The sequence below is a fragment of the Streptomyces sp. NPDC001714 genome, from assembly GCF_042892755.1.
GTDB lineage: Bacteria > Actinomycetota > Actinomycetes > Streptomycetales > Streptomycetaceae > Streptomyces.
Genome location: NZ_JBIAUL010000021.1, coordinates 169,237 through 193,743 on the forward strand (window position 1 = coordinate 169,237; position 24,507 = coordinate 193,743).

The following is a 24,507-nucleotide window of genomic DNA, read 5'->3' on the forward strand; positions in this document are numbered from 1 at the left end:
ACCCGGGGAAACCGCATAGCCGACAGCCGTCGCATCCAAGGGAGCCCTTCATGGCCTCGTTGCCGCCGTCCCCTTCCGCCGACAGCCGGACCCGGGTGTCCGCGCTCCGGGAGGCGCTCGCCACACGTGTGGTGGTCGCCGACGGAGCCATGGGCACCATGCTCCAGGCGCAGGACCCCACCCTGGAGGACTTCGAGAATCTCGAGGGCTGCAACGAGATCCTCAACCTCACCCGCCCCGACATCGTCCGGTCCGTCCACGAGGCGTACTTCTCCGTGGGTGTGGACTGCGTGGAGACGAACACGTTCGGGGCGAACCACGCGGCCATGGCCGAGTACGACATCGCCGACCGCGTCCACGAGCTGTCCGAGGCCGGTGCCCGCATCGCCCGTGAGACGGCCGACGACTTCACCGCCCGGGACGGCCGGCAGCGCTGGGTCCTCGGCTCCATCGGCCCCGGCACCAAGCTGCCGACCCTCGGGCACGTGCCGTACGTCACCATTCGTGACGGCTTCCAGCAGAACGCCGAGGGCCTGCTCACCGGTGGCGCCGACGCCCTGATCGTCGAGACCACCCAGGACCTCCTGCAGACCAAGGCCTCCGTCCTCGGCGCCCGCCGCGCCATGGAGGCTCTCGGCATCGAGGTCCCGCTCCTCGTCTCCATGGCCTTCGAGACCACCGGCACCATGCTCCTCGGCTCCGAGATCGGCGCCGCGCTCACCGCCCTGGAGCCGCTCGGCATCGACATGATCGGCCTGAACTGCTCGACCGGCCCCGCCGAGATGAGCGAGCACCTGCGCTACCTCACCCGGCACTCCCGCATCCCGCTGCTGTGCATGCCGAACGCGGGCCTGCCGGTCCTCACCAAGGACGGCGCCCACTTCCCGCTCGGTCCCGAGGGCCTGGCCGAGGCCCAGGACAACTTCGTCCGCGAGTACGGCCTCTCCCTCATCGGAGGCTGCTGCGGCACCACCCCGGAGCACCTGCGCCAGGTCGTCGACCGGGTCCAGGGGGTCACCCCGCCGGAGCGCAGCCCGCGTCCCGAGCCCGGCGCCGCCTCCCTTTACCAGACCGTGCCCTTCCGCCAGGACACCTCCTACCTGGCCATCGGCGAGCGCACCAACGCCAACGGGTCGAAGAAGTTCCGCGAGGCCATGCTGGCGGCCCGCTGGGACGACTGTGTGGAGATGGCCCGCGAGCAGATCCGCGAGGGCGCCCACATGCTGGACCTCTGCGTGGACTACGTCGGCCGGGACGGCGTCGCCGACATGGAGGAGCTGGCCGGCCGCTTCGCCACCGCCTCCACCCTGCCGATCGTCCTCGACTCCACCGAGGTCGACGTCATCCAGGCCGGCCTGGAGAAGCTCGGCGGACGCGCGGTCATCAACTCCGTCAACTACGAGGACGGCGACGGCCCGGAGTCCCGCTTCGCGAAGGTCACCCGGCTCGCCCGCGAGCACGGCGCCGCGCTCATCGCGCTGACCATCGACGAGGAGGGGCAGGCCCGCACCCCCGAGAAGAAGGTCGAGATCGCCGAACGGCTGATCGACGACCTGACCGGGAACTGGGGCATCCACGAGTCGGACATCCTCATCGACACCCTGACCTTCACCATCTGCACCGGTCAGGAGGAGTCCCGCAAGGACGGCATCGCCACCATCGAGGCGATCCGCGAGCTCAAGCGCCGCCACCCGGACGTCCAGACCACCCTGGGCCTGTCCAACATCTCCTTCGGCCTCAACCCGGCCGCCCGGATCCTGCTGAACTCCGTCTTCCTCGACGAATGCGTCAAGGCGGGCCTGGACTCGGCGATCGTGCACGCCAGCAAGATCCTGCCGATCGCCCGCTTCAGCGAGGAGGAGGTGCAGACCGCCCTCGACCTCATCCACGACCGCCGCGCCGAGGGATACGACCCGCTCCAGAAGCTGATGCAGCTCTTCGAGGGCGCCACCGCCAAGTCCCTCAAGGCCGGCAGGGCCGAGGAACTGGCCGCCCTCCCGCTGGAGGAGCGCCTCAAGCGGCGGATCATCGACGGCGAGCGCAACGGCCTGGAGGCCGACCTCGACGAGGCCCTCCAGACCCGCCCCGCCCTGGACATCGTCAACGAGACCCTGCTGGACGGCATGAAGGTCGTCGGCGAGCTGTTCGGCTCCGGCCAGATGCAGCTGCCGTTCGTCCTGCAGTCCGCCGAGGTCATGAAGGCCGCGGTAGCCCACCTCGAACCGCACATGGAGAAGTCGGACGCGGAAGGAAAGGGCACCATCGTCCTGGCCACCGTGCGCGGCGACGTCCACGACATCGGCAAGAACCTCGTCGACATCATCCTGTCGAACAACGGCTACAACGTCGTCAACCTCGGCATCAAGCAGCCCGTCTCCGCGATCCTGGAGGCCGCCGACGAGCACAAGGCCGACGTCATCGGCATGTCCGGACTGCTCGTCAAGTCCACGGTGATCATGAAGGAGAACCTGGAGGAGCTCAACCAGCGCGGCCTCGCGGCCACTTACCCGGTCATCCTCGGCGGCGCCGCCCTCACCCGCGCCTACGTCGAGCAGGACCTGCACGAGCTCTACGGGGGCGAGGTCCGCTACGCCCGCGACGCCTTCGAGGGCCTGCGCCTGATGGACGCGCTCATCGGCGTCAAGCGCGGGGTGCCCGGCGCGGTCCTGCCGGAGCTCAAGCAGCGCCGGGTCCGGCAGACGGCCGCCGTCGAGGTCGAGGAGCGGCCCGAGGAGGGCCACGTCCGCTCCGACGTGGCCGTCGACAACCCGGTGCCCACCCCGCCGTTCTGGGACACCCGCGTCATCAAGGGCATCCAGCTCAAGGAGTACGCGAGCTGGCTCGACGAAGGCGCCCTCTTCAAGGGCCAGTGGGGCCTCAAGCAGGCCCGCACCGGCGAGGGACCGTCCTACGAGGAACTCGTCGAGACCGAGGGCCGCCCCCGGCTGCGCGGCCTCCTCGACCAGCTCCAGACGGAGAACCTGCTGGAAGCGGCCGTGGTCTACGGCTACTTCCCGTGCGTCTCCAAGGACGACGACCTGATCATCCTGGACGAACAGGGCAACGAGCGCACCCGGTTCACCTTCCCCCGCCAGCGCCGGGGCCGCCGGCTCTGCCTCGCCGACTTCTTCCGCCCGGAGGAGTCCGGCGAGACGGACGTGGTCGGCCTCCAGGTCGTCACCGTCGGCTCCCGCATCGGCGAGCAGACCGCCAAGCTGTTCGAGGCCAACTCCTACCGCGACTACCTCGAACTGCACGGCCTGTCCGTCCAGCTGGCCGAGGCCCTCGCCGAGTACTGGCACGCACGCGTGCGCTCCGAGCTCGGCTTCGCCGGCGAGGACCCGGCCGACATCGAGGACATGTTCGCCCTGAAGTACCGGGGCGCCCGCTTCTCCCTCGGCTACGGCGCCTGCCCCAACCTGGAGGACCGCGCCAAGATCGCCGACCTGCTCCGGCCCGAGCGGATCGGCGTCCACCTGTCCGAGGAGTTCCAGCTGCACCCCGAGCAGTCCACCGACGCGATCGTGATCCACCACCCGGAGGCGAAGTACTTCAACGCCCGCTGAGCGGCGCTCGGCACCGAGACGTGTCCCACACGGCACACTGATCGGATAAGTCGTACACTGGTCGGTCCACAGCAGGCCGGTTCCCCGCATGGGAACCGGCCTGGTCGTCCCTCAAGGAGGTGTGTGGATGACCAGCACGGTCCCCGCGCTCGGAACCCGTACGGCGGAAGGCTCGGCCCTCCAGGCGGTGCTCCTCGACATGGACGGCACCCTGGTGGACACCGAGGGCTTCTGGTGGGACGTCGAGGTCGAGATCTTCGCCCGCCTCGGCCACACCCTCGACGACTCCTGGCGCCATGTCGTGGTGGGCGGCCCCATGACCCGCAGCGCCGGGTTCCTCATCGAGGCCACCGGCGCCGCCATCACGCTCGCCGAGCTCAGCGTGCTGCTCAACGACGGCTTCGAGGAACGCATCGGCACCGCCCTGCCGCTGATGCCGGGCGCACAGCGGCTGCTCGCCGAGCTGTACGAGCAGCAGATCCCCACCGCCCTGGTCTCCGCCTCGCACCGGCGCATCATCGACCGTGTCCTTTCCTCGCTGGGCCCCCAGCACTTCACCCTGTCGATCGCCGGCGACGAGGTCTCGCGCACCAAGCCGTACCCGGACCCGTATCTGCTCGCCGCCGCCGGGCTGGGAGTGGATCCGGCCAGATGCGCGGTCGTCGAGGACACCTCGACCGGCGTCGCCGCCGCCGAGGCGGCCGGCTGCCAGGTGGTCGTGGTCCCCTCGGTGGCGCCGATCGCCCCGGCCGCCCGCCGTACCGTGGTGACCTCCCTGGAAGAGGTCGACCTGGCTTTTCTGCGCGGTCTGATGACGGAAATGCGCTAGCCGTTCACGCAGCGTACAAAGTCCATTGCGTGAAATCCCGGCGCCGGTCATTCAACGGAATTCGCAACTGTTCAACCGGCTGAATTCCGATACCCCAGCACGGAAATGCGTGTGTGACGTTCCCCACGTGTGAGACGCTCGACAACGTTGCCCGGTTGTGCAGCCCGCCCCCGTTCGGGGGGAAACGGGGCGACCATGTGTCCCGATTGGGGAGAGGCTGCACTAATCCTGCCGCTGTCGGGTTTTCGGTCTGTCCGCACGCGGTTCCCCTGCGTGATGGGACCTCAACTCACGCCGCTGCCAACCCTCCTGCGGGCGCCGACTAATCTCGTCGCGAGAACATCGCCGTAACCCCCGTGATCCGCTTCGACACCCCACGCATGCGGTATACACGGACACGATCAGCTCTGGAGAACTTCGAGCATGAACCGCAAGACTTTGGTGCTGCCGGCCGTGGTCGGCCTGCTCGCTCCGGTGCTCGCCGCATGCGGTGGATCCGACAGCGGGAGCAGCAGCAGCGACGCGATCGTCGTCGGCACCACTGACCAGTTCACCGCCACGAAGGACGCTCCGGCGCCGGTCGACCCCGCGTACTCCTACGACGTCGGCGGCTGGAACATCCTGCGCCAGACGGTGCAGACCCTCATGTCCCAGCCCAAGGGCGACGGCGACCCGGTCCCCGACGCGGCCGAGAGCTGCTCCTTCACCGACAGTGGCAGTGAGCGCTACGCCTGCAAGCTGCGCGAGGGCCTGAAGTTCTCCGACGGCAACGCCGTCACCGCCGACGACGTCAAGTGGTCCATCCAGCGCGCCCTGCGCATCAAGGCCGACACCGGCGTCTACGCCCTCCTCGCGAACATCGACACCATCGAGACCCAGGGCGACCGCGAGGTCATCTTCCACCTCAAGTCCGCCGACGCCACCTTCCCGTACAAGCTGTCCACTCCGGTCGCGGGCATCGTGAACCCGAAGGACTACGAGAAGGACAAGCTCCGCGACGGCTTCGACATCGACGGCTCCGGCCCCTACACCTTCAAGGCCGACGTCAAGGACGACGCGATCGTCTCCGCCACCTTCTCCAAGAACCCGAACTACAAGGGCAGCGTGAAGGTGAACAACGAGCAGGTCGTCATGCGCTCCTACAAGGACGCCGACGCCATGGGCGAGGCGATCGACAAGGGCGACATCGACGTCATGACCCGCACCATGTCGCCGTCCCAGATCAACAAGCTCGACGCCGGCGACGACTCCAACGTCGACCTCGTCGAGATGTCCGGCCTGGAGATCCGCTACCTCGGCTTCAACACCGACGCGCCCTCCGTCAAGTCCAAGGCCGTCCGCCAGGCCATGGCCCAGGTCATCAACCGCGACGAACTCGTCGCCAAGGTGTACGGACAGCAGGCCGACCCGCTGTACTCGCTGGTCCCGGCCTCCGTCACCGGCCACTCCAACTCGTTCTTCAACAAGTACGGCGACCCCAGCGTCTCCAAGGCCCGGGCCCTGCTGACCGCGGCGAGCATCACCACCCCGGTGAAGCTCACCCTGCACTACACGACCGACCACTACGGTCCGGCCACCAAGCAGGAGTTCGAGGTCCTCAAGCAGCAGCTCAACGACAGCGGCCTGTTCGACGTCAGCATCAAGGGCACCCTCTGGTCGACCTACCAGACCGCCGAGCGCAAGGGCGACTACGACGTCTACGGCATGGGCTGGTTCCCCGACTTCCCCGACGCCGACAACTTCCTCGCGCCGTTCCTCGACAAGGACAACTTCCTCAAGTCGCCCTACGTCAACAACCGGATCATCAACACGCTGATCCCGGCGTCCCGCCGCGAGGCCGACCGCGCCAGCGCCACCAGCAGCCTCACCGAGATCCAGGACGACGTCGCCAACGACGTCCCGGTGCTGCCGCTGTGGCAGGGCAAGCAGTACGTCGCCGCCCGCGACGACATCACGGGCGTCGCCTACGCCCTCAACTCCTCCGCCAGCCTCCAGCTGTGGGAGCTCGGCCGCGGCTCCAGCAGCTGACGCCCGGTCATACGACGCGAAGGGCGCCCCTCTCGGTGGAGAGGGGCGCCCTTCGCGTCGTCCTTGCCTGTGCCGCCCTACTGCGCGCCAGGGCGCACCAGGCCGCTCTCGTACGCGTACACCGCCGCCTGCACCCGGTCCCGCAGCCCCAGCTTGGTCAGCACATGCCCCACATGCGTCTTCACCGTGGTCTCGCTGACGAACAGGTCCGCGGCGATCTCCGCGTTCGACAACCCGCGCGCCACCAGCTTCAGCACCTCCACCTCACGGTCGGTCAGGGTGTGCAGGGTGTCCGGCACCGGCTCCTCGCCGGACGGAAGATGCGTCGCGTACTTGTCCAGCAGCCGGCGCGTGATGCTCGGCGCCAGCATCGCCTCGCCGTTCGCCACCACCCGGATCGCCTGCACCAGCTCGTTGGCCGGCGCGTCCTTCAGCAGGAAGCCGCTGGCCCCCGCGCGCAGCGCCTCCACCACGTACTCGTCCAGATCGAACGTGGTCAGCACCAGCACCTTCGCCGGACCGTCCCGGCCGGGGCCGGTGATCTGCCGGGTCGCCTCCACGCCGTCCATCCGCGGCATCCGGATGTCCATCAGCACGACATCGGGCTGGAGGGCGCGCACCTGGTCGAGGGCCTGCAGGCCGTCTCCGGCCTCGCCCACGACCGCGATGTCCTGCTCGGCCTCCAGGATCATCCGGAACCCGGTACGCAGCAGCGGCTGGTCGTCGACCAGTAGGACGCGGATGGCCACGGTGAGTCTCCTTCTGCTAGTCCGCGCCCATTCTGCCCTGCGTCACGTCCCCGGCCCCGGCCGACCTCACCGGCAGCGGGTACGGCGGGGGAGTGCCGCCGAACTCCGGGCAGTGCGCCTGGTGGTCGCACCAGCCGCACAGCTTCGTCGGACGCGGCCGCCACTCACCCGACTCCGTCGCCTGCCGGATCGCCTCCCACAGCGCGAGCAGCTTGCGCTCCACCCGCTGCAGATCGGCCAGGACCGGGTCGTACGTCAGCACGTCACCGCTGCCGAGATACACCAGCTGCAGCCGCCTCGGCACCACGTTCTTCAGCCGCCACACCACCAGCGCGTAGAACTTCATCTGGAACAGCGCACCCTCGGCGTACTCCGGCCGCGGCGCCTTGCCCGTCTTGTAGTCGACGATCCGCACCTCACCCGTCGGCGCCACGTCGACCCGGTCGATGATCCCGCGCAGCCGCAGCCCCGACTCCAGCTCGGTCTCCACGAACAGCTCCCGCTCCACGGGCTCCAGCCGGACCGGATCCTCCAGCGTGAACCAGCGCTCGACCAGCTGCTCCGCCTCACCCAGCCAGCGCGCCAGCCGCTCGCCCTGCGGATCCTCCGCGAACAGCTCCCCGAGCTCCGGCCGGGACTCCCGCAGCCGGTCCCACTGGCCCGGGATCAGCGACTTGGCCCGCGGCGCCGTCCGCTCCGCCGCGGGGGCGTCGAAGAGCCGCTCCAGGACCGCGTGCACCAGCGTCCCGCGGGTCGCCGCCTCGCTCGGCTTCTCCGGCAGCCGGTCGATCACCCGGAACCGGTACAGCAGCGGACACTGCATGAAGTCACTGGCCCGCGAGGGCGACAGCGAGGCGGGCGGCCCGGCCGCCTTCCCCGCCACCGCCGTGACCGGCCCTTCCCCCTGCGCGGCGACCGCGTCCTGAGCCCGCGAGGCGTCCTCGATGCTGCTGTCCATGACCACAGACCATACGGCCCGCCACTGACAGTCACCCAACCCGGACGACGGCCCGGCCAACACAGGGGGTGCCGGGGCGGAACACGCCACGACCGCCGCATACCATCGACCAGAGACGACGCATCTAACGAGGGGACACCGTGGACGTGAGCGGCGGCAGCGGGCAGCCCCGGTCGGACAACGCCGAACCGACCGAGCACCGCGCAGGGCCTACGGTCCCGCCCCCCGACGGAGGCCCGGACCCGACCCACCCCCGTGCCCCCACCCCCGCCGACCGGACCGAGCCGGCGCAGGAGGAGACCGGGGAGGAGCCCACGCCCCAAGCCACGGAGACGCCGGAGAATCCGGAGACGGCCGAGACGGCCGAGACGCCGGAGACGACGAAGGCACCGGAGACGGCCAAGGCACCGGAGACGGCCAAGGCACCGGAGACGGCCAAGACACCGGAGACGGCCAGGGTGCCGGAGACGCCGGAACCCGCCGACGCCCGCCAGGACCCGCCCACCGGCGCACCCGGAACGGGCGACGGGCCGGCCCCCGCGCAGTCCGGCATGGCCAAGGGGCGGCCGCCGCAGCGGCCCAAGGAACCCGGTGGCGGGCTGCTCATGGGCCGGCCCTTCGGCGTCCCCGTGTACGTCGCCCCCAGCTGGTTCGTCGTCGCCGCGCTGATCACCTGGGTCTTCGGCGGCCAGCTCGACCGCGTGCTGCCCGAACTCGGCGCCGCCCGCTACCTCGTCTCCCTCTTCTTCGCCATCGCCTTCTACGCCTCCGTCCTGATCCACGAACTCGCCCACACGGTCGCCGCGATCCGCTTCAAACTCCCCGTCCGCCGCATCCAGCTCCAGTTCTTCGGCGGCGTCTCCGAGATCGAGAAGGAAGCGGAGACCCCCGGACGGGAGTTCGTGCTGGCCTTCGTCGGCCCGCTGCTCTCCCTCGTCCTCGCCGGCCTCTTCTACCTCGCCATGCAGCCCGTCGAGCCCGGCACCGTCCCCGGCGTCCTGCTGGCCGGCCTGATGGTGTCCAACCTCATCGTCGCCGCCTTCAACCTGCTGCCCGGCCTGCCCCTCGACGGCGGCCGGATGCTCCGCGCCGTCGTCTGGAAGATCACCGGCAGGCCCATGAGCGGCACCGTCGCCGCCGCCTGGGTCGGCCGCGCCCTCGCCGTCTCCGTCCTCATCGGCCTCCCGCTGCTCAACCACTGGGGCGCCTTCGGCGGCGGCACCGACGACAGCAGCGGCATGGACGCCGTCACCGACGCCCTGCTCGCCGCCATCCTCGCCGCGATCATCTGGACCGGCGCCGGCAACAGCCTGCGCATGGCCCGGCTCCGCGAACACCTCCCGGAGCTGCGCGCCCGCACCCTCACCCGCCGGGCCGTCCCCGTCGAGACCGACACCCCGCTCTCCGAGGCCCTGCGCCGCGCCAACGCCGCCGGCGCCCGCGCCCTGGTCGTCGTCGACGCCGACGGCAACCCGCTCTCCCTCGTCCGCGAGGCCGCGATCGTCGGCGTACCCGAACACCGCCGCCCCTGGGTCGCCGTCAGCGGCCTCGCCCAGGACCTCACCGACGGCATGCGGGTCTCCGCGGAACTCGCGGGCGAGGACCTCCTCGACGTCCTGCGCGCCACCCCCGCCACCGAGTACCTGGTGGTCGAGGAGACCGGCGAGATCTACGGCGTCCTGTCCGCCGCGGACGTCGAACGGGCCTTCGTCAGGGCCATGGCCCGGCCCAGCTGAGAACCGCACGCACGGTGAACAGGTAGAAGCAGGCGTACGCGGCCACCACCGCCCCGATCAGCAACGCGACACCCGAGGCCCGTGACCAGCCGCTGTCCGGTTCGTCCGCGGCCCCGTCGGCCATGACCCGCCCCTCTCCGTCGGCCGGCCCGCCCGGAGGGCCCTCGCGCCGACCCGTCGGACGTCACTTGGCATGGACGCCGCGACCCGGCGCGGCGGTTGCGGGCACCCGCCCGGCCCCCGGGCCGGGCCGCCCGCACCGTGGTCGGTGCCCTCCGCAAACCCCGGTAGGCTGTTCACATGTCCGAACCGACCGGTGCCGCCCGCAGGCGCGGGCCCTTCAAGGTCGGGGACCAGGTACAGCTGACCGACCCCAAGGGTCGCCACTACACGTTCACGCTCGAAGCCGGGAAGAACTTCCACACCCACAAGGGCTCCTTCCCGCACGACGAACTGATCGGCGCTCCCGAGGGCAGCGTTGTCCGCACCACCGGCAACGTCGCCTACCTCGCGCTGCGCCCCCTGCTCCCCGACTACGTCCTGTCCATGCCCCGCGGGGCAGCCGTCGTCTACCCCAAGGACGCGGGGCAGATCCTCTCCTTCGCCGACATCTTCCCCGGCGCCCGCGTCGTGGAGGCCGGCGTCGGCTCCGGCTCGCTCAGCAGCTTCCTGCTGCGCGCCATCGGCGACCAGGGCATGCTGCACAGCTACGAGCGCCGCGCGGACTTCGCCGAGATCGCCCAGCAGAACGTGGAGCGCTACTTCGGCGGCCCGCACCCGGCCTGGCAGCTCACCGTCGGCGACCTCCAGGACAACCTCTCGGACACCGACGTCGACCGGGTCATCCTCGACATGCTCGCCCCCTGGGAATGCCTGGAGGCCGTCTCCAAGGCACTCGTCCCCGGCGGCATCCTGTGCTGCTACGTCGCCACCACCACCCAGCTCGCCCGGACCGTCGAGTCCATCCGCGAGATCGGCTGCTTCAACGAGCCGACCTCCTGGGAGACGATGATCCGCAACTGGCACGTGGAAGGCCTGGCCGTCCGCCCCGACCACCGGATGATCGGCCACACCGGCTTCCTGCTCACCGCCCGCCGCCTCGCGGACGGCGTCGAGCCGCCCATGCGCCGCCGCCGCCCCGCCAAGGGCGCCTACGGCGAGGACTACGACGGCCCCAACGCCGACGGCGGCGCCGGCCGCTGAGCCCGCCCCGCTGCCGCGGGACCCCCGGCCCCCCGGCCCCCCCCCCCCCCCCAACCCCCCCCCCCCCCACCCCCCCCCCGGCCCCCCCCCCCCCCGCGGTTCCCCGCCACCGCAGGACCACGGAACCCCACGATCCGCGAAAGCCCACCCCGCCGTTCCCACCCGCTGTGACGTGTGGCACGATGCAGGCCACCCCCCCCACCGGCACAGGCCTCACAGGAGACACTCCTAGTGCAGCATTCCGTGGTCCCGGAGCTCGCTCACACCGACACCCGCCCCATGCACTGGCTGGCCACCGCCGCCGCCGTGGCCGGCGTCGTGGCTCTGTCCTCCCTCTTCCAGCCGGGCTCGGCCAAAGCCGCACAGCCCGCCGCCGGCACCGGGAAGAAGTCCGCCCCCGCGGCCGCCGCGCCGCCCAGTACCACCGGCGTGGACTTCCCCCTCGACTGCGGCCCCGTGAAGGAGCTGGTCGTCAAGAAGGCCACCGGCGACCTCGACGGCGACGGCAGGCCGGAAACCGTGGCGGTGGTCCACTGCGACTCGGCCATGGGCACCCCGCCCGACGGCGTCTACGTCCTCACCCAGGCCGCCGGCGCCGCCGGCCCCCGCGTCGTCGCCACCCTGGTCGACCCCAAGGACCGCTACACCGTGACCGACTTCGCCGTCGCCGGCAAAGCCGTCACCGCCACCCTGCTCGGCTATTCCTCGGACAATGTGCCCAGTTGCTGCCCGGACCTGAAGTCCAGCGCCAAGTGGCAGTGGAACGGCCACGCGTTCGTCCGCTCCACCCCCGCCGCCGCCCACAGCGTCTGACGGCCGCGCCCGCCCGTTGGGCCGGACGCCCACGCCACGCGGAGTGGCCGGAAAGTCACTCCGCGTCCGGCCCGTGCACCTCGACACGGTCCGCGACCCGGCGTACGTGGATGCACTCGCCCGGGCACTCCCGCGCCGAGTCCACCACGTCCGTGAGCAGCGGCAGCGGCACCGGGACGGTCGCCCCGGGCGCCTGCAGCAGCTCGTCGTCCGCGCCCTTCACATAGGCCAGGCCGTCGATGTCCAGCTCGAACACCTCCGGGGCGTACTGGGCACAGATCCCGTCACCCGTACACAGATCCTGGTCGATCCAGACCTCGAGCGCCTCGTCGCCGGCCAGGGCCTCCTGCTGCACGATCATCTCTCCTGCCGTCGAAAGCGCCGGACGGCCGGACCCGGGCGTCACCCGGTCCCGCCCCGGCGGGTGTTGAACGACTTCGACCCTACCTCCGGCCCACAGCCGTCCGCGCACCCTCCTCGCGCACCCTCCGGGCGCGCCCTCCGCCCGCGCACACGGCGCGTCCCACCGCGCGGGACGGCGGCGCCCGGCCACCGGATCGATCGACTTGAGCCAACCCGTGACCCGCCCCGGCGAACACGCAGCAGATCCGGCCGGTCGCTCTGTGTAAGAAATCCGCCACCGGGGCACAACCCCTGAACCGGCACTGGAGCGGACAACTCCGGTCAGTCACGAAGGGTTTTGACCACTCCAGGCCTGGAACACGCCGCTTCTGAATCGCGTTGAGTGGGTATCCACCCGGCACGAGGGAGAACGCGATGGGTGACCGACGACACACCTTGACAGTCTTTGTGATCTAGGGGTTTCAATCGACACCCACCCAGGTAGGGTCTGGAAGCGTCCAGCTCCCCTTGGAGGAGGTGAGGACCGTGGCAGCCCACGACGACGACATGAACCGCGGCATCCGCCCGGGACGAGGGTCCGACGACCCGACCGAGCAGATCGCCTATCTTGAGCAGGAGATCGCCGTCCTGCGACGCAAGCTCGCCGACTCTCCGCGACACACGAGGATTCTCGAAGAGCGGATCGTCGAGCTGCAGACGAACCTGGCCGGCGTGTCCGCCCAGAACGAGCGACTCGCGAACACCCTCCGCGAGGCCCGCGACCAGATCGTGGCCCTCAAGGAAGAGGTCGACCGACTCGCGCAGCCGCCGGCCGGCTTCGGTGTCTTCCTCACGGCGAACGAGGACGGCACCGCCGACATCTTCACCGGCGGCCGCAAACTGCGGGTGAACGTCAGCCCGAGCGTTGACCTGGACGACCTCAGGCGCGGCCAGGAAGTCATGCTCAACGAAGCGCTCAACGTGGTCGAGGCCATGGAGTACGAGCGCGTCGGCGACATCGTCACCCTCAAGGAGATCCTCGAGGACGGCGAGCGCGCCCTCGTACTGGGGCACACCGACGAGGAGCGGGTGGTACGGCTCGCCGAGCCGCTGCTGGACGTGAACATCCGGCCCGGCGACGCCCTGCTGCTCGAACCCCGCTCCGGCTACGTCTACGAGATCGTTCCCAAGAGCGAGGTCGAGGAACTCGTCCTCGAAGAGGTCCCCGACATCGGCTACGAGCAGATCGGCGGTCTCGGCGGCCAGATCGAGGCCATCCGCGACGCCGTCGAGCTCCCGTACCTCTACCCGGACCTGTTCAAGGAGCACGAACTGCGCCCGCCCAAGGGCGTCCTGCTCTACGGCCCCCCCGGATGCGGCAAGACACTCATCGCCAAGGCCGTCGCCAACTCGCTGGCCAAAAAGGTCGCCGAAGTCACCGGCCAGGCCGCCGGCAAGAGCTTCTTCCTCAACATCAAGGGCCCCGAGCTCCTGAACAAGTACGTCGGTGAGACCGAGCGGCAGATCCGCCTCGTCTTCCAGCGTGCCCGGGAGAAGGCCAGCGAGGGCACCCCCGTCATCGTCTTCTTCGACGAGATGGAATCCCTCTTCCGCACCCGCGGCTCCGGCGTCAGCTCGGACGTGGAGAACACCATCGTCCCCCAGCTGCTCGCCGAGATCGACGGTGTCGAAGGCCTCCAGAACGTGGTCGTCATCGGCGCCTCCAACCGCGAGGACATGATCGACCCCGCCATCCTCCGCCCCGGCCGGCTCGACGTGAAGATCAAGATCGAGCGTCCCGACGCCGAAGCGGCCAAGGACATCTTCGGCAAGTACCTGACCGAGCGCCTTCCGCTGCACGCCGACGACCTCGGCGAGCACGGCGGCAGCAAGGCCACCACCGTCGAAAGCATGATCCAGACGGCGGTGGAACACATGTACGCCGAATCCGAGGAAAACCGCTTCCTGGAAGTCACCTACGCCAACGGAGACAAGGAAGTCCTCTACTTCAAGGACTTCAACTCCGGCGCCATGATCGAAAACATCGTCGGACGCGCCAAGAAGATGGCGATCAAGGACTTCCTCGACCACAACTCGAAGGGTCTGCGCGTCTCCCACCTCCTCCAGGCCTGCGTGGACGAGTTCAAGGAGAACGAGGACCTGCCCAACACCACCAACCCCGACGACTGGGCCCGGATCTCCGGAAAGAAGGGCGAACGGATCGTCTACATCCGTACTCTCATCACCGGAAAGCAGGGCGCGGACACCGGACGCTCCATCGACACGGTGGCGAACACCGGACAGTACCTGTAAAACACAGGGCGGCTGCGGGTGCCCTCACCGGGTACCCGCAGCCGACTGTTTTTCCGGCCAAAACCGGAACCGAGGCGAGCAAGGCAATGACGCAAATGATCTCCCCACCAGCGCAAAGGCGTTCTAGGCTCTTTCCTACCGCCGAGTCGCGCAGTGCGGGGACGGGCACCGCACACGCACCGGAGCGCCAGCGGTACGCGAGCGCAGCCCACGACCGAGGGCTCCGCCGGGCAAGGAGGGCCGCATGACCGTACGGCGAGTAATGGGCATCGAGACGGAGTACGGGATCTCCGTCCCCGGCCACCCCAACGCCAATGCCATGCTCACCTCGTCCCAGATCGTCAACGCCTACGCGGCGGCGATGCACCGGGCCCGCCGGGCCCGCTGGGACTTCGAGGAGGAGAACCCGCTACGGGACGCCCGAGGCTTCGACCTCGCACGCGAGGCCGCCGACGCCAGCCAGCTCACCGACGAGGACATCGGCCTCGCCAACGTGATCCTCACCAACGGCGCCCGCCTCTACGTCGACCACGCACACCCCGAATACAGCGCCCCCGAGGTCACCAACCCCCGCGACGCCGTCCTCTGGGACAAGGCCGGCGAACGCATCATGGCCGAAGCCGCCGAACGAGCCGCCGCACTCCCCGGCGCCCAGCCCATCCACCTCTACAAGAACAACACCGACAACAAGGGCGCCTCCTACGGCACGCACGAGAACTACCTGATGAAGCGGGAAACCCCCTTCTCGGACATCGTGCGCCACCTCACCCCCTTCTTCGTCTCCCGTCAGGTCGTCACCGGCGCCGGCCGCGTCGGCATCGGCCAGGACGGCCACGAACACGGCTTCCAGCTCAGCCAGCGCGCCGACTACTTCGAGGTCGAGGTCGGCCTGGAGACGACGCTGAAGCGGCCCATCATCAACACCAGGGACGAGCCCCACGCGGACGCGGAGAAGTACCGCCGCCTCCACGTGATCATCGGCGACGCCAACCTGTCCGAGATCTCGACCTACCTGAAGCTGGGCACCACCGCCCTGGTCCTCTCCATGATCGAGGACGGCTTCATCGCCGTCGACCTCGCCGTCGACCAGCCCGTACGCACCCTCCACCAGGTCTCCCACGACCCCACCCTCAAGCGCCTCGTCACCCTCCGCAGCGGACGCACACTCACCGCCGTCCAGCTCCAGATGGAGTACTACGAGCTGTCGCGCAAATACGTGGAGGAGCGGTACGGCGCCGACGCCGACGACCAGACCAAAGACGTCCTCGCCCGCTGGGAAGACACCCTCAACCGCCTCGAACACGACCCCATGAGCCTCTCCGGAGAGCTCGACTGGGTCGCCAAACTGGAACTCATGGAGGGCTACCGCCGCCGCGACGGCCTCGACTGGGACGCCGCCAAGCTGCACCTCCTCGACCTCCAGTACGCCGACGTACGGGCCGAGAAGGGCCTCTACAACCGCCTTGCGGCCCGCGGACGCATGAAGCGGCTCCTGGACGAGGCCGACGTGGAACGGGCCCGTACCAGCCCGCCCGAGGACACCCGGGCCTACTTCCGCGGCCGCTGCCTGGAGCAGTACGCCGACGACGTCGCCGCCGCGAGCTGGGACTCGGTCATCTTCGACCTCCCGGGCCGCGACAGCCTCCAGCGCGTCCCAACCCTGGAACCGCTACGCGGAACGCGAAATCACGTCAAGGAGCTCCTGGACCGCTGCCGCACCGCAGAAGACCTGGTCAGGGTCCTCTCCGGCGGCTGAACGGGTACCCGGAGCACACCGGGCGCCCGGGGTCAAAACCCCGGCGCCCGGGAATCATCGAGGTGGCCCCCGTACGTTGGAGAAACTGCGGGGCCGATGTCGGACCCGGCTTGTAGGGTCTGATCATCACCGATCGGCAGGAAAGCCGACCTGTCGACCCATGTCGGGCGAACTGAGCGGGGTGAGTGTCATGGCAACCAAGGACACCGGCGGCGGACAGCAGAAGGCGACGCACTCCACCGAGGAGGTCGAGGAGCAGGCGGCAGAGTCGCAGGGCTCCGAGGACCTCAAGGAGCGGCACGAGAAGCTGAGTGACGACGTCGACTCGGTTCTTGACGAGATTGACGATGTACTCGAGGAGAACGCAGAGGACTTCGTGAGGTCATTCGTGCAAAAAGGTGGAGAGTAAAGGCAAATTGGCCACTTCGCCTTCGAATTAGAAAGGCCGGGGGGATCGGGTGGCTGCGGAGCCGAACGCGAAGCACTGCAGGAGATGCGAGCGGGATCTGCCTCCTGCGGCGTTCGCGCGAGACAAGAACCGGTGCGATGGCCTCCAGGTGTACTGCCGGGAGTGCGTGGCGGAGTACAGTGCCGCGCACTACCGGCGTCGCCGAGAGGCTGTTGGGAAGACCGTCCGAGAGAAGGTGGACGTCCCGGCCGGGCACAAGCGGTGCCCGCAGTGCGAAGTGGTGAAGCCGCACTCCGAGTGGGAGCGCAACAAGACTTCGACGGACGGCTGGGCGAGTTACTGCCGTGCATGCCGCGCGGAGCGAAACCGGGTCAGCTATTTCAAGCGCAAGTACGGTCTCACCGAAGTCGAGCGTGACGCGCTGATCGCCTCGCAACGTGGCGTCTGCTGTATCTGTCTATCCGCCCCCGCTGCGCATGTGGATCACTGCCATGAGACGGGTAGGGTCCGTGGCGTACTGTGCTTCAGCTGCAACGCCGCGCTGGGGCAGTTCAAGGATCAGCCCGACGTCATAAGACGGGCTGCAGCATACGTGGAAGGAAACGTGTGGAAGCCAACACTCGTAGCACCGGGCGTCTACCAGCTGCCTTCCTGACGCCAGGCTCCTCTTCGTTCATGGACTTTCTTGCCGATCACCAGCCGGAGATGCTGCCCGGCAGGCGGCAGTTGCCGCCCACGCAAGGGGTGATCGAGGCGCCGCACGGGACGACGATCGTGGCGGTGACCTTCCCCGGGGGCGTGGTGCTCGCCGGTGACCGTCGGGCCACGATGGGCAATGTGATCGCGCAGCGGGACATCGAGAAGGTGTTCCCGGCGGACGAGTACTCGGCCGTCGGTATCGCCGGCACCGCCGGTCTCGCCGTGGAGATGGTGAAGCTGTTCCAGCTGGAGCTGGAGCACTTCGAGAAGGTCGAGGGCGCCCAGCTGTCCTTGGAGGGCAAGGCGAACCGGTTGTCGACGATGATCCGGTCCAACCTGGGCATGGCCATGCAGGGCCTGGCGGTCGTGCCGCTGTTCGCCGGGTTCGACGTGGACCGGGCCAAGGGGCGGATCTTCTCGTACGACGTGACGGGCGGCCGTTCCGAGGAGCACAACTTCGCGGCCACGGGGTCCGGCTCGATCTTCGCGCGCGGGGCGATGAAGAAGCTGTTCCGTGAGGACCTGTCCGAGCAGCAGGCGACCACACTGGTGGTGCAGGCGCTGTACGACGCGGCTGACGACGACTCGGCGACGGGTGGCCCCGATGTCGCCCGCCGGATCTACCCGATCATCACCGTGATCACTGACGACGGTTTCCGTCGGCTCACCGACGACGAGTCCTCCGAGCTCGCCCGCGCGGTGCTGGCGCGCCGTCTGGAGGAGCCGGACGGTCCGCGCGCGGCGCTGCTGTAGGGCCGGCGTTCTTATCAAGGTGATCCCAGTGACTTCGACGGAACCCTAAGGAAGGGGACGGATACCGGTGTCGACGCCGTTCTATGTCTCACCTCAGCAGGCGATGGCGGACCGTGCCGAGTACGCCCGCAAGGGCATCGCGCGTGGCCGCAGTCTGGTTGTGCTCCAGTACGCCGACGGCATCGTGTTCGTCGGTGAGAACCCGTCCCGTGCGCTGCACAAGTTCAGCGAGATCTATGACCGGATCGGTTTCGCGGCCGCCGGTAAGTACAACGAGTACGAGAATCTGCGGATCGGCGGGGTGCGGTACGCCGATCTGCGTGGTTACACCTATGACCGCGACGATGTGACGGCGCGGGGTCTTGCGAACGTGTACGCGCAGACGCTGGGCACGATCTTCTCGTCGGCGGCGGAGAAGCCGTACGAGGTGGAGCTGGTCGTCGCGGAGGTGGGGGAGACCCCGGAGGGTGACCAGATCTATCGGTTGCCGCACGACGGTTCGATCGTGGATGAGCACGGTTCGGTGGCGGTCGGTGGCAGTGCGGAGCAGATCAGTACGTATCTGGACCGTGAGCACCGGGAGGGGATGCCCCTCGCGGAGGCTTTGAAGCTGGCTGTGACGGCGTTGTCGCGGGAGCCGAACGGTACGCAGCGGGAGATTCCGGCGGAGCGTCTTGAGGTCGCGGTGCTGGACCGGACGCGTCCGCAGCAGCGGAAGTTCAAGCGGATCGTCGGCCCGCAGTTGTCGCGGCTGCTGGAGCCGGGCGGTGCGGCCACGGCCGCGGAGTCCGAGGATGCCGAGGAGTCCGGCGGGGACGTCGAGTAGTCGTTCGTGTCGGTCCCGCTCTGCGCGCCCCGTCCGGTGGTCACCGGACGGGGCGCGGGCGTTTGTGCGCTGCGGCGGATACGGCGGGCAGGGCGGCTATGAGGGCCGTGGGGGTGCCGTGGAGCCCCGTACGACCAGTTCCACCGGGATGTCTCCGTGTTCGGGTTCCCGGCCGTCCAGGACGGCGAGGAGGGCTTGCATGCCGCGTTCGCCGAAGAGTTCGGCGTCGAGGCGGACGGTGGTGAGTTCGGGGTCGATGGCGGTGGCGAGGGCGAGGTCGTCGAGGCCGGTGACGGAGATGTCGTCGGGGATGCGCAGGCCTTGGCGGCGGATGGCCTTGTAGGCGCCGGCGGCGAGTTTGTCGTCGTCGCACAGGAGGGCGGTGGGGCGGGGGCCGGGGGTGGTGAGGGCGGCCTCGGTGGCGGCCTGGGCGCCTTCGATCGAGATCGGGGCGTGGATGGTGCGTACCGAGGTGCCGGGGACGCCTGCCGTGCGGGTCGCCAGTTCGCGGGCGCGTACTTCGAAGGTCCAGGAGGCGACGTCTGCTGCGAGGTGGAGGAAGCGGCGGTGGCCGAGGTGCAGGAGGTGGTCGGTGACCTGGCGTACGCCGTCGGCGATGTCGAGGTTGACGGTGGCGGCGCCGAGGCTGCCGTCGGGGTCGCTGTCGAGCATGACGAGGGGGAGCTGGTCGCCGCGGATGGCGGTGAGGGCGTCGGCGGCCATGGAGGAGGCGATGACGCCGTCGAGGGCGGCCTGGGCGGAGGCGAAGGGGTCGCGGGCGGGGCCGATGCCTTCGGGGGAGGGGTAGAGGACGACGCCGAAGCCGTGTGCGGAGGCGACGCGGGCGGCGCCGGTGTAGACGCCTGCGAAGAACTCGGTGGTGAGGGCGGGGACGACGAGGAGGACGGTGCGGGTGCGGCCGAGGCGGAGGTTGCGGGCGGCGAGGTTGGGGCGGTAGCCGAGGTCGCGGGCGGCTTCCCGGACGCGTTCGGCGGTGGCTTCGGAGACGCGGCCGCGCCATTTGTCGCCGAGCACGAGCGACACGGCTGCCTGGGAGACGCCGGCAGCCTGGGCGACGTCGCGGCTCGTGGGGCGCGTGCTGCTGCGTGGCACGGGGGGCGGGCTCCTTCGTCTGGACGTGTGAACAGCGCACATGGTACGTATGGGAGACGGGGTTATACGTAAAACGTGGAGGTGGGACATGGCCGCGGGGTACCTGGAGATCCTCAGGGCGAGGCACGCGGCCCGGCTGCTGACGGGGACGCTGGTGGGCCGGCTGCCGAACGCGACGGCCGCGATCGCGATCGTGCTGTTCGTGCGGGCGGAGGGCGGTACGTACAGCCTCGCGGGGGCGCTCGCGGCGGTGTACGGGGTGGCCAACGCGGTGGGTCAGCCGGTGCTGGGGCGGCTGGTCGACCTGTGCGGGCAGCCGCGGGTCCAGCTGCCCGCCGCGCTCGCGTCGGCCGTCGCGATGGCCGTGTTCGCCTTCGCCGGTACCGGGTCGCTGCCGGTCGCGTACGCGGCCGTGGCGGCGGCAGGGCTGTTCACGCCGCCTCTGGAGGGCGGTCTGCGTGCTCTGTGGCCGAGTGTGCTCGGTGCGGAGGAGCAGGTGCACACGGCGTATGCGATGGACGCGGTGGCGCAGGAAGTCATGTTCACCGTGGGGCCGTTGCTGGTGACGTTGTGCGTGTCGCTGTGGTCGGCGCAGGCGGCGCTGCTCGTCGTGAACGTGGTGGGGGTCCTCGGGGCGCTCTCGGTCGTGGTCTCGCCGCCGTCGCGCGCGTGGCGTTCGGCGCCGCGCGAGGCGCACTGGCTGGGCGCGCTGCGCTCGCCGGGGCTGCTGGCGCTGCTGGCCGCGTTCCTGTTCGTCGGGATCGCGCTGGGTTCCATCACGGTGGCGTCGGTGCCGTACGCGGACGACCACGGCGGTGACGCGGTGTACGGCTGGATGATGGCCGCCCTCGGGCTCGGCGCGCTCGTCGGGGGGAGCGTCTACGGGGCGCGGCGGTGGGCGGGGGAGCCGGCGCGGCGACTGCGGGTGCTGGTGGCCCTTCTGGCGGTGTGTTATCTGCCGCTGATGCTGATGCCGGGCGCGTGGGTCATGGTGTTGCTCACCGTGTTGGCCGGGGTGTTCCTGGCGCCGGCGATCGCGTGTGCGTTCGTGCTGGTGGACCGGCATGCGCCGAGCGGTACGGTCACCGAGGCGTTCTCCTGGCTTGTGACGACGTTCACAGTGGGGGCGTCGGTGGGAACGGGCCTGGCGGGGCCGGTGGTCGAGGCGGGCGGGGCCCTGTGGGGGTTCGCCGTTCCGGGTGCGGCGGGGGGTGTGTCGTTGCTGGTCCTGGCGGTCACGGGGCGGGTCCTCGCAGCTCCCGGTGGGGGTGCGGTGGTTGCGTCCGGTTCGGAAAATGATCCAAATCGTGCTGCCGAACCCCGTTTCAGCTCAGGGGATCGGGCGTAATGTTCAGTCATGGACCGCCGCATTTTCGGGCTGGAGAACGAGTACGGCGTCACGTGCACGTTCAGGGGACAGCGCCGCCTGTCGCCTGACGAGGTGGCGCGGTACCTCTTCCGCCGTGTCGTGTCATGGGGCCGTAGCAGCAATGTCTTTCTGCGGAACGGCGCCCGGCTCTATCTCGACGTGGGCTCACATCCGGAATACGCGACACCCGAGTGTGACAATGTGACCGAACTGGTCACCCACGACAAGGCCGGCGAGCGCATTCTCGAAGGGCTGTTGGTGGACGCCGAACGACGCCTGCATGAGGAAGGAATCGCGGGCGACGTCTACCTTTTCAAGAACAACACGGACTCGGCGGGCAACTCCTACGGTTGCCACGAGAACTATCTGGTGGCGCGGCACGGGGAGTTCTCCCGCCTCGCGGACATCCTCATTCCGTTCCTGGTGACCCGGCAGCTGCTGTGCGGCGCCGGCAAGGTGCTGCAGACGCCGCGCGGTGCGGTGTACTGCGTGAGCCAGCGGGCGGAGCACATCTGGGAGGGCGTCTCCTCGGCGACGACGCGTTCCCGGCCGATCATCAACACGCGCGACGAACCGCACGCGGACGCCGAGCGCTACCGCCGGCTGCACGTCATCGTCGGCGACTCGAACATGTCCGAGACGACGATGCTGCTGAAGGTCGGCGCCACCGACCTGGTGCTGCGCATGATCGAGGCCGGCACGGTGATGCGGGACCTGACCCTGGAGAACCCGATCCGGGCGATCCGCGAGGTCAGCCACGACATCACGGGCCGGCGCAAGGTGCGCCTGGCCAGCGGCCGGGAGGCCTCCGCCCTCGAGGTGCAGCGGGAGTACTACGAGAAGGCCGTGGACTTCTGCGAGCGCCGCGGTATCCGCACCGGCACGGTCGAGCAGGTGCTGGAGCTGTGGGGCCGGACGCTGGACGCCATCGAGGCCGAGGACCTGGACCGGATCGGCACCGAGATCGACTGGGTGATGAAGTACAAGCTCATCGAGCGGTACCGGGCCAAGCACAACATGACCATGTCTCATCCGCGCGTGGCGCAGATAGACCTCGCTTATCACGACATTCACCGTCGTCGGGGTCTGTATTACCTGCTGGAGAAGAAGGGTCAAGCAGCGCGGATCTGCAATGACTTGAAGATCTTCGAGGGCAAGTCGGTACCGCCGCAGACGACTCGGGCGCGGTTGCGCGGTGACTTCATCCGGCGGGCCCAGGAGCAGCGCCGGGACTTCACGGTCGACTGGGTGCATCTGAAGCTCAACGACCAGGCGCAGCGCACGGTGTTGTGCAAGGACCCGTTCCGTTCGGTCGACGACCGGGTGGAGAAGCTCATCGCCGGTATGTGAGAGATCGGCACAGAACGCCACACGGGCGCCGTACGTTTTCCGTACGGCGCCCTTCTCACGTCGTAGAGTTGCGCGCACGCCATCCGCAAGATCGACCGATTACGAGGCTCTTCCGTGCGCCGACGCTCTCTTCTTCTTGCCGCTGTTCCCGCGGGACTGGTCACGCTCGCCGGGTGTGGTGACAACTCGTCCTCCTCCAGCAAGGCCAGCGCCTCGCCGTCGGCCTCCGCTTCGGTGCCGCCGCCGAAGATCGTGGACGGGCCGTTGCCGGCGATCACGGCGGGCACGAAGTTCGACGAGAAGCCGACGGTCGCCAAGGGCAGCGGTGACCCGTCGAAGAACCTGGCGGTCAAGACGGTGATCGCGGGCGGTGGCAGGACGGTCGCGGAGAACGACTTCATCCAGGCCAACTACCTGGGGCAGATCTGGTCCACGGCGAAGGTCTTCGACCAGTCGTACGACCGTACGCCGCTGCTCATGCAGCTGGCCGCGGGCAGCATCATCGACGGCTGGCGGTACGCGCTGGCCGGGAAGAAGGTCGGCAGCCGGGTGCTGATGGCGGTGCCGCCGACCTGGGGGTACGGCAGCTCGGGCAACGCGCAGGCGGGGATCAAGGGCACGGACACGCTGGTCTTCGTGGTGGACGTGCTGAACTCGTTCAACTCGAAGAGTTCCAGCACGGGCAAGGAGGTCGCGCAGAGCGACTCCGCGCTGCCCAAGGTCGGCACGAACACGGACGGCAAGGCCCCCTCGATCGAGATTCCCAAGGTGGCCCCGCCGACGAAGCTGGTGTCGAACTACGTGCTGGAGGGCGACGGCGCGGAGGTGCAGTCGGCGCAGACCGTCCTGTGCCAGTTCAAGGGCGAGGTCTGGGACAGCGGCAAGGTCTTCGAGCAGACGTATGAGAGCGGTCGGTTGGCCCAGTTCTCGGTCGCGCAGATGCAGGAGGTCGTCAAGGGGCTGGCGCAGGGGATCACCGGCAAGAAGGTGGGCAGCCGGGTCATGGTCGTCACGCCGCCGGACCTGGCCTACGGGAACAACCCGCCGAGCGGTGGCGTGGTGAAGAAGGGTTCGACGCTGGTGTTCACGGTGGACATTCTTGCGGCGATGTAGTCGCGCGGGCGCGACCCGGGCGGGGATGAAAGACTGTCGGGGTTCCGTGTCGTACACAAGCAGGAGCCAGAGACGTGAGCATCGACAAGCCCGAGATCGACTTCCCCGAGGGCGAGCCCCCGGCCGACCTGGAGATCAAGGACATCTGGGAGGGCGACGGCGAGGTGGCCGAGGCGGGCCAGACCGTCACCGTGCACTACGTGGGTGTCGCGTTCAGCACCGGCGAGGAGTTCGACGCCAGCTGGAACCGTGGTGCGCCGTTCCGCTTCCCGCTGGGCGGTGGCCGGGTCATCAAGGGCTGGGACCGGGGCGTGCAGGGCATGAAGGTCGGCGGCCGGCGCCAGCTGACCATCCCGGCCCACCTCGCCTACGGCGACCAGAGCCCGACGCCGGCGATCAAGCCCGGCGAGACGCTGATCTTCATCGTGGACCTGATCGCGGTCTGAACCGCGTGGGTCCGGGGGGCGCCCCCCGGCGCCCCCCCCCCCCGGGGCGCCACCCCCCCGCCCCGGGGCCCCGGCCGTCGCGCCCGGCCACCGCCGGTTTGGGGACCTGGCCGGGTAGGGGGGGGTGTGTTGGTCG

General features: G+C 69.4%; 21 protein-coding genes. 16 read left to right on the top strand and 5 right to left on the bottom strand.

The features are described 5' to 3' along the window. Nucleotides 1–50: 50 nt before the first annotated feature. The 3 genes from metH (at nt 51) to ACFY0P_RS41425 (ending at nt 6,423) form a co-directional block, all read left to right on the top strand. The gene (metH, locus tag ACFY0P_RS41415; protein ID WP_388925828.1) at nt 51–3,566 is read left to right on the top strand and encodes a methionine synthase; all 3,516 of its coding nucleotides are present in this window, start codon (nt 51–53) and stop codon (nt 3,564–3,566) included. Nucleotides 3,567–3,693: 127 nt separating this feature from the next. Beyond that, entirely contained in the window at nt 3,694–4,395 is a 702-nt protein-coding gene (locus ACFY0P_RS41420) for an HAD family hydrolase (RefSeq protein ID WP_388925830.1), read from the top strand. A 423-nt stretch (nt 4,396–4,818) separates the two neighbouring features. Then, complete coding sequence (locus tag ACFY0P_RS41425; RefSeq protein ID WP_388925833.1) at nt 4,819–6,423, top strand: ABC transporter substrate-binding protein; 1,605 nt, start codon at nt 4,819–4,821, stop codon at nt 6,421–6,423. Nucleotides 6,424–6,500: 77 nt separating this feature from the next. Here ACFY0P_RS41425 and ACFY0P_RS41430 read toward each other — a convergent pair whose 3' ends face one another. Continuing rightward, complete coding sequence (locus tag ACFY0P_RS41430; protein WP_030608351.1) at nt 6,501–7,172, bottom strand: response regulator transcription factor; 672 nt, start codon at nt 7,170–7,172, stop codon at nt 6,501–6,503. Nucleotides 7,173–7,188: 16 nt separating this feature from the next. Continuing rightward, nucleotides 7,189–8,130, bottom strand: coding sequence for a RecB family exonuclease (locus ACFY0P_RS41435; RefSeq protein ID WP_388925836.1), 942 nt, complete (start codon nt 8,128–8,130; stop codon nt 7,189–7,191). Between the two features lie 140 nt (nt 8,131–8,270). Between ACFY0P_RS41435 and ACFY0P_RS41440 the strand changes: the two genes are divergently transcribed. After that, nucleotides 8,271–9,866, top strand: coding sequence for a site-2 protease family protein (locus tag ACFY0P_RS41440; RefSeq protein WP_388925838.1), 1,596 nt, complete (start codon nt 8,271–8,273; stop codon nt 9,864–9,866). Here the strand turns inward: ACFY0P_RS41440 and ACFY0P_RS41445 are convergent. Further along, nucleotides 9,841–9,990, bottom strand: a complete 150-nt coding sequence (locus tag ACFY0P_RS41445) for a hypothetical protein (protein WP_388925841.1) — start codon at nt 9,988–9,990, stop codon at nt 9,841–9,843. The genes ACFY0P_RS41440 and ACFY0P_RS41445 overlap by 26 nt on opposite strands. 176 nt (nt 9,991–10,166) lie before the next feature. Here ACFY0P_RS41445 and ACFY0P_RS41450 point away from each other — a divergent pair, with 176 nt between their 5' ends. Together ACFY0P_RS41450 and ACFY0P_RS41455 are read left to right on the top strand one after the other, a co-directional pair. Next, the gene (locus tag ACFY0P_RS41450; protein ID WP_089103073.1) at nt 10,167–11,069 is read left to right on the top strand and encodes a tRNA (adenine-N1)-methyltransferase; all 903 of its coding nucleotides are present in this window, start codon (nt 10,167–10,169) and stop codon (nt 11,067–11,069) included. Nucleotides 11,070–11,300: 231 nt separating this feature from the next. Next, nucleotides 11,301–11,882, top strand: coding sequence for a hypothetical protein (locus ACFY0P_RS41455; protein ID WP_388925844.1), 582 nt, complete (start codon nt 11,301–11,303; stop codon nt 11,880–11,882). Nucleotides 11,883–11,937: 55 nt separating this feature from the next. Here the strand turns inward: ACFY0P_RS41455 and ACFY0P_RS41460 are convergent, their stop codons facing one another. Continuing rightward, entirely contained in the window at nt 11,938–12,243 is a 306-nt protein-coding gene (locus tag ACFY0P_RS41460; RefSeq protein ID WP_388925847.1) for a ferredoxin, read from the bottom strand. A gap of 527 nt (nt 12,244–12,770) precedes the next feature. Between ACFY0P_RS41460 and arc the strand changes: the two genes are divergently transcribed. The 6 genes from arc to prcA all read left to right on the top strand — a co-directional run bounded on the left by arc (nt 12,771) and on the right by prcA (nt 18,980). Further along, complete coding sequence (gene arc, locus ACFY0P_RS41465) at nt 12,771–14,537, top strand: proteasome ATPase (protein ID WP_388925850.1); 1,767 nt, start codon at nt 12,771–12,773, stop codon at nt 14,535–14,537. A 244-nt stretch (nt 14,538–14,781) separates the two neighbouring features. Further along, on the top strand, nt 14,782–16,293 hold the full coding sequence (gene dop, locus ACFY0P_RS41470; protein WP_388925853.1) for a depupylase/deamidase Dop: 1,512 nt from the start codon (nt 14,782–14,784) through the stop codon (nt 16,291–16,293). Nucleotides 16,294–16,483: 190 nt separating this feature from the next. Then, entirely contained in the window at nt 16,484–16,702 is a 219-nt protein-coding gene (locus ACFY0P_RS41475) for a ubiquitin-like protein Pup (protein ID WP_234531430.1), read from the top strand. Nucleotides 16,703–16,751: 49 nt separating this feature from the next. Continuing rightward, nucleotides 16,752–17,357, top strand: coding sequence for an endonuclease VII domain-containing protein (locus tag ACFY0P_RS41480; RefSeq protein ID WP_388925856.1), 606 nt, complete (start codon nt 16,752–16,754; stop codon nt 17,355–17,357). Continuing rightward, nucleotides 17,309–18,154: a proteasome subunit beta gene (gene prcB, locus ACFY0P_RS41485; protein WP_388925859.1), complete on the top strand. Its 846-nt coding sequence runs from the start codon at nt 17,309–17,311 to the stop codon at nt 18,152–18,154. Before ACFY0P_RS41480 ends, prcB begins: the two co-directional genes overlap by 49 nt. A gap of 67 nt (nt 18,155–18,221) precedes the next feature. After that, nucleotides 18,222–18,980: a proteasome subunit alpha gene (gene prcA / locus ACFY0P_RS41490; RefSeq protein ID WP_388925862.1), complete on the top strand. Its 759-nt coding sequence runs from the start codon at nt 18,222–18,224 to the stop codon at nt 18,978–18,980. A 96-nt stretch (nt 18,981–19,076) separates the two neighbouring features. Here prcA and ACFY0P_RS41495 read toward each other — a convergent pair whose 3' ends face one another. Beyond that, nucleotides 19,077–20,135: a LacI family DNA-binding transcriptional regulator gene (locus ACFY0P_RS41495; RefSeq protein ID WP_388925865.1), complete on the bottom strand. Its 1,059-nt coding sequence runs from the start codon at nt 20,133–20,135 to the stop codon at nt 19,077–19,079. A 46-nt stretch (nt 20,136–20,181) separates the two neighbouring features. On the opposite strand from ACFY0P_RS41495, the gene ACFY0P_RS41500 reads away from it, so the two are divergent. The 4 genes from ACFY0P_RS41500 (at nt 20,182) to ACFY0P_RS41515 (ending at nt 24,371) form a co-directional block, all read left to right on the top strand. Beyond that, nucleotides 20,182–21,441 (top strand): MFS transporter, encoded by a 1,260-nt coding sequence (locus ACFY0P_RS41500; protein ID WP_388925868.1) that lies wholly within the window; start codon nt 20,182–20,184, stop codon nt 21,439–21,441. A 9-nt stretch (nt 21,442–21,450) separates the two neighbouring features. After that, on the top strand, nt 21,451–22,812 hold the full coding sequence (pafA, locus tag ACFY0P_RS41505) for a Pup--protein ligase (RefSeq protein WP_028801611.1): 1,362 nt from the start codon (nt 21,451–21,453) through the stop codon (nt 22,810–22,812). Nucleotides 22,813–22,926: 114 nt separating this feature from the next. Then, nucleotides 22,927–23,925 carry an FKBP-type peptidyl-prolyl cis-trans isomerase gene (locus tag ACFY0P_RS41510; protein ID WP_388925871.1) on the top strand — a complete coding sequence of 333 codons (999 nt, stop codon included), beginning with the start codon at nt 22,927–22,929 and terminating at the stop codon, nt 23,923–23,925. A 74-nt stretch (nt 23,926–23,999) separates the two neighbouring features. Then, the gene (locus ACFY0P_RS41515) at nt 24,000–24,371 is read left to right on the top strand and encodes an FKBP-type peptidyl-prolyl cis-trans isomerase (RefSeq protein WP_388925875.1); all 372 of its coding nucleotides are present in this window, start codon (nt 24,000–24,002) and stop codon (nt 24,369–24,371) included. Nucleotides 24,372–24,507 lie beyond the last annotated feature (136 nt).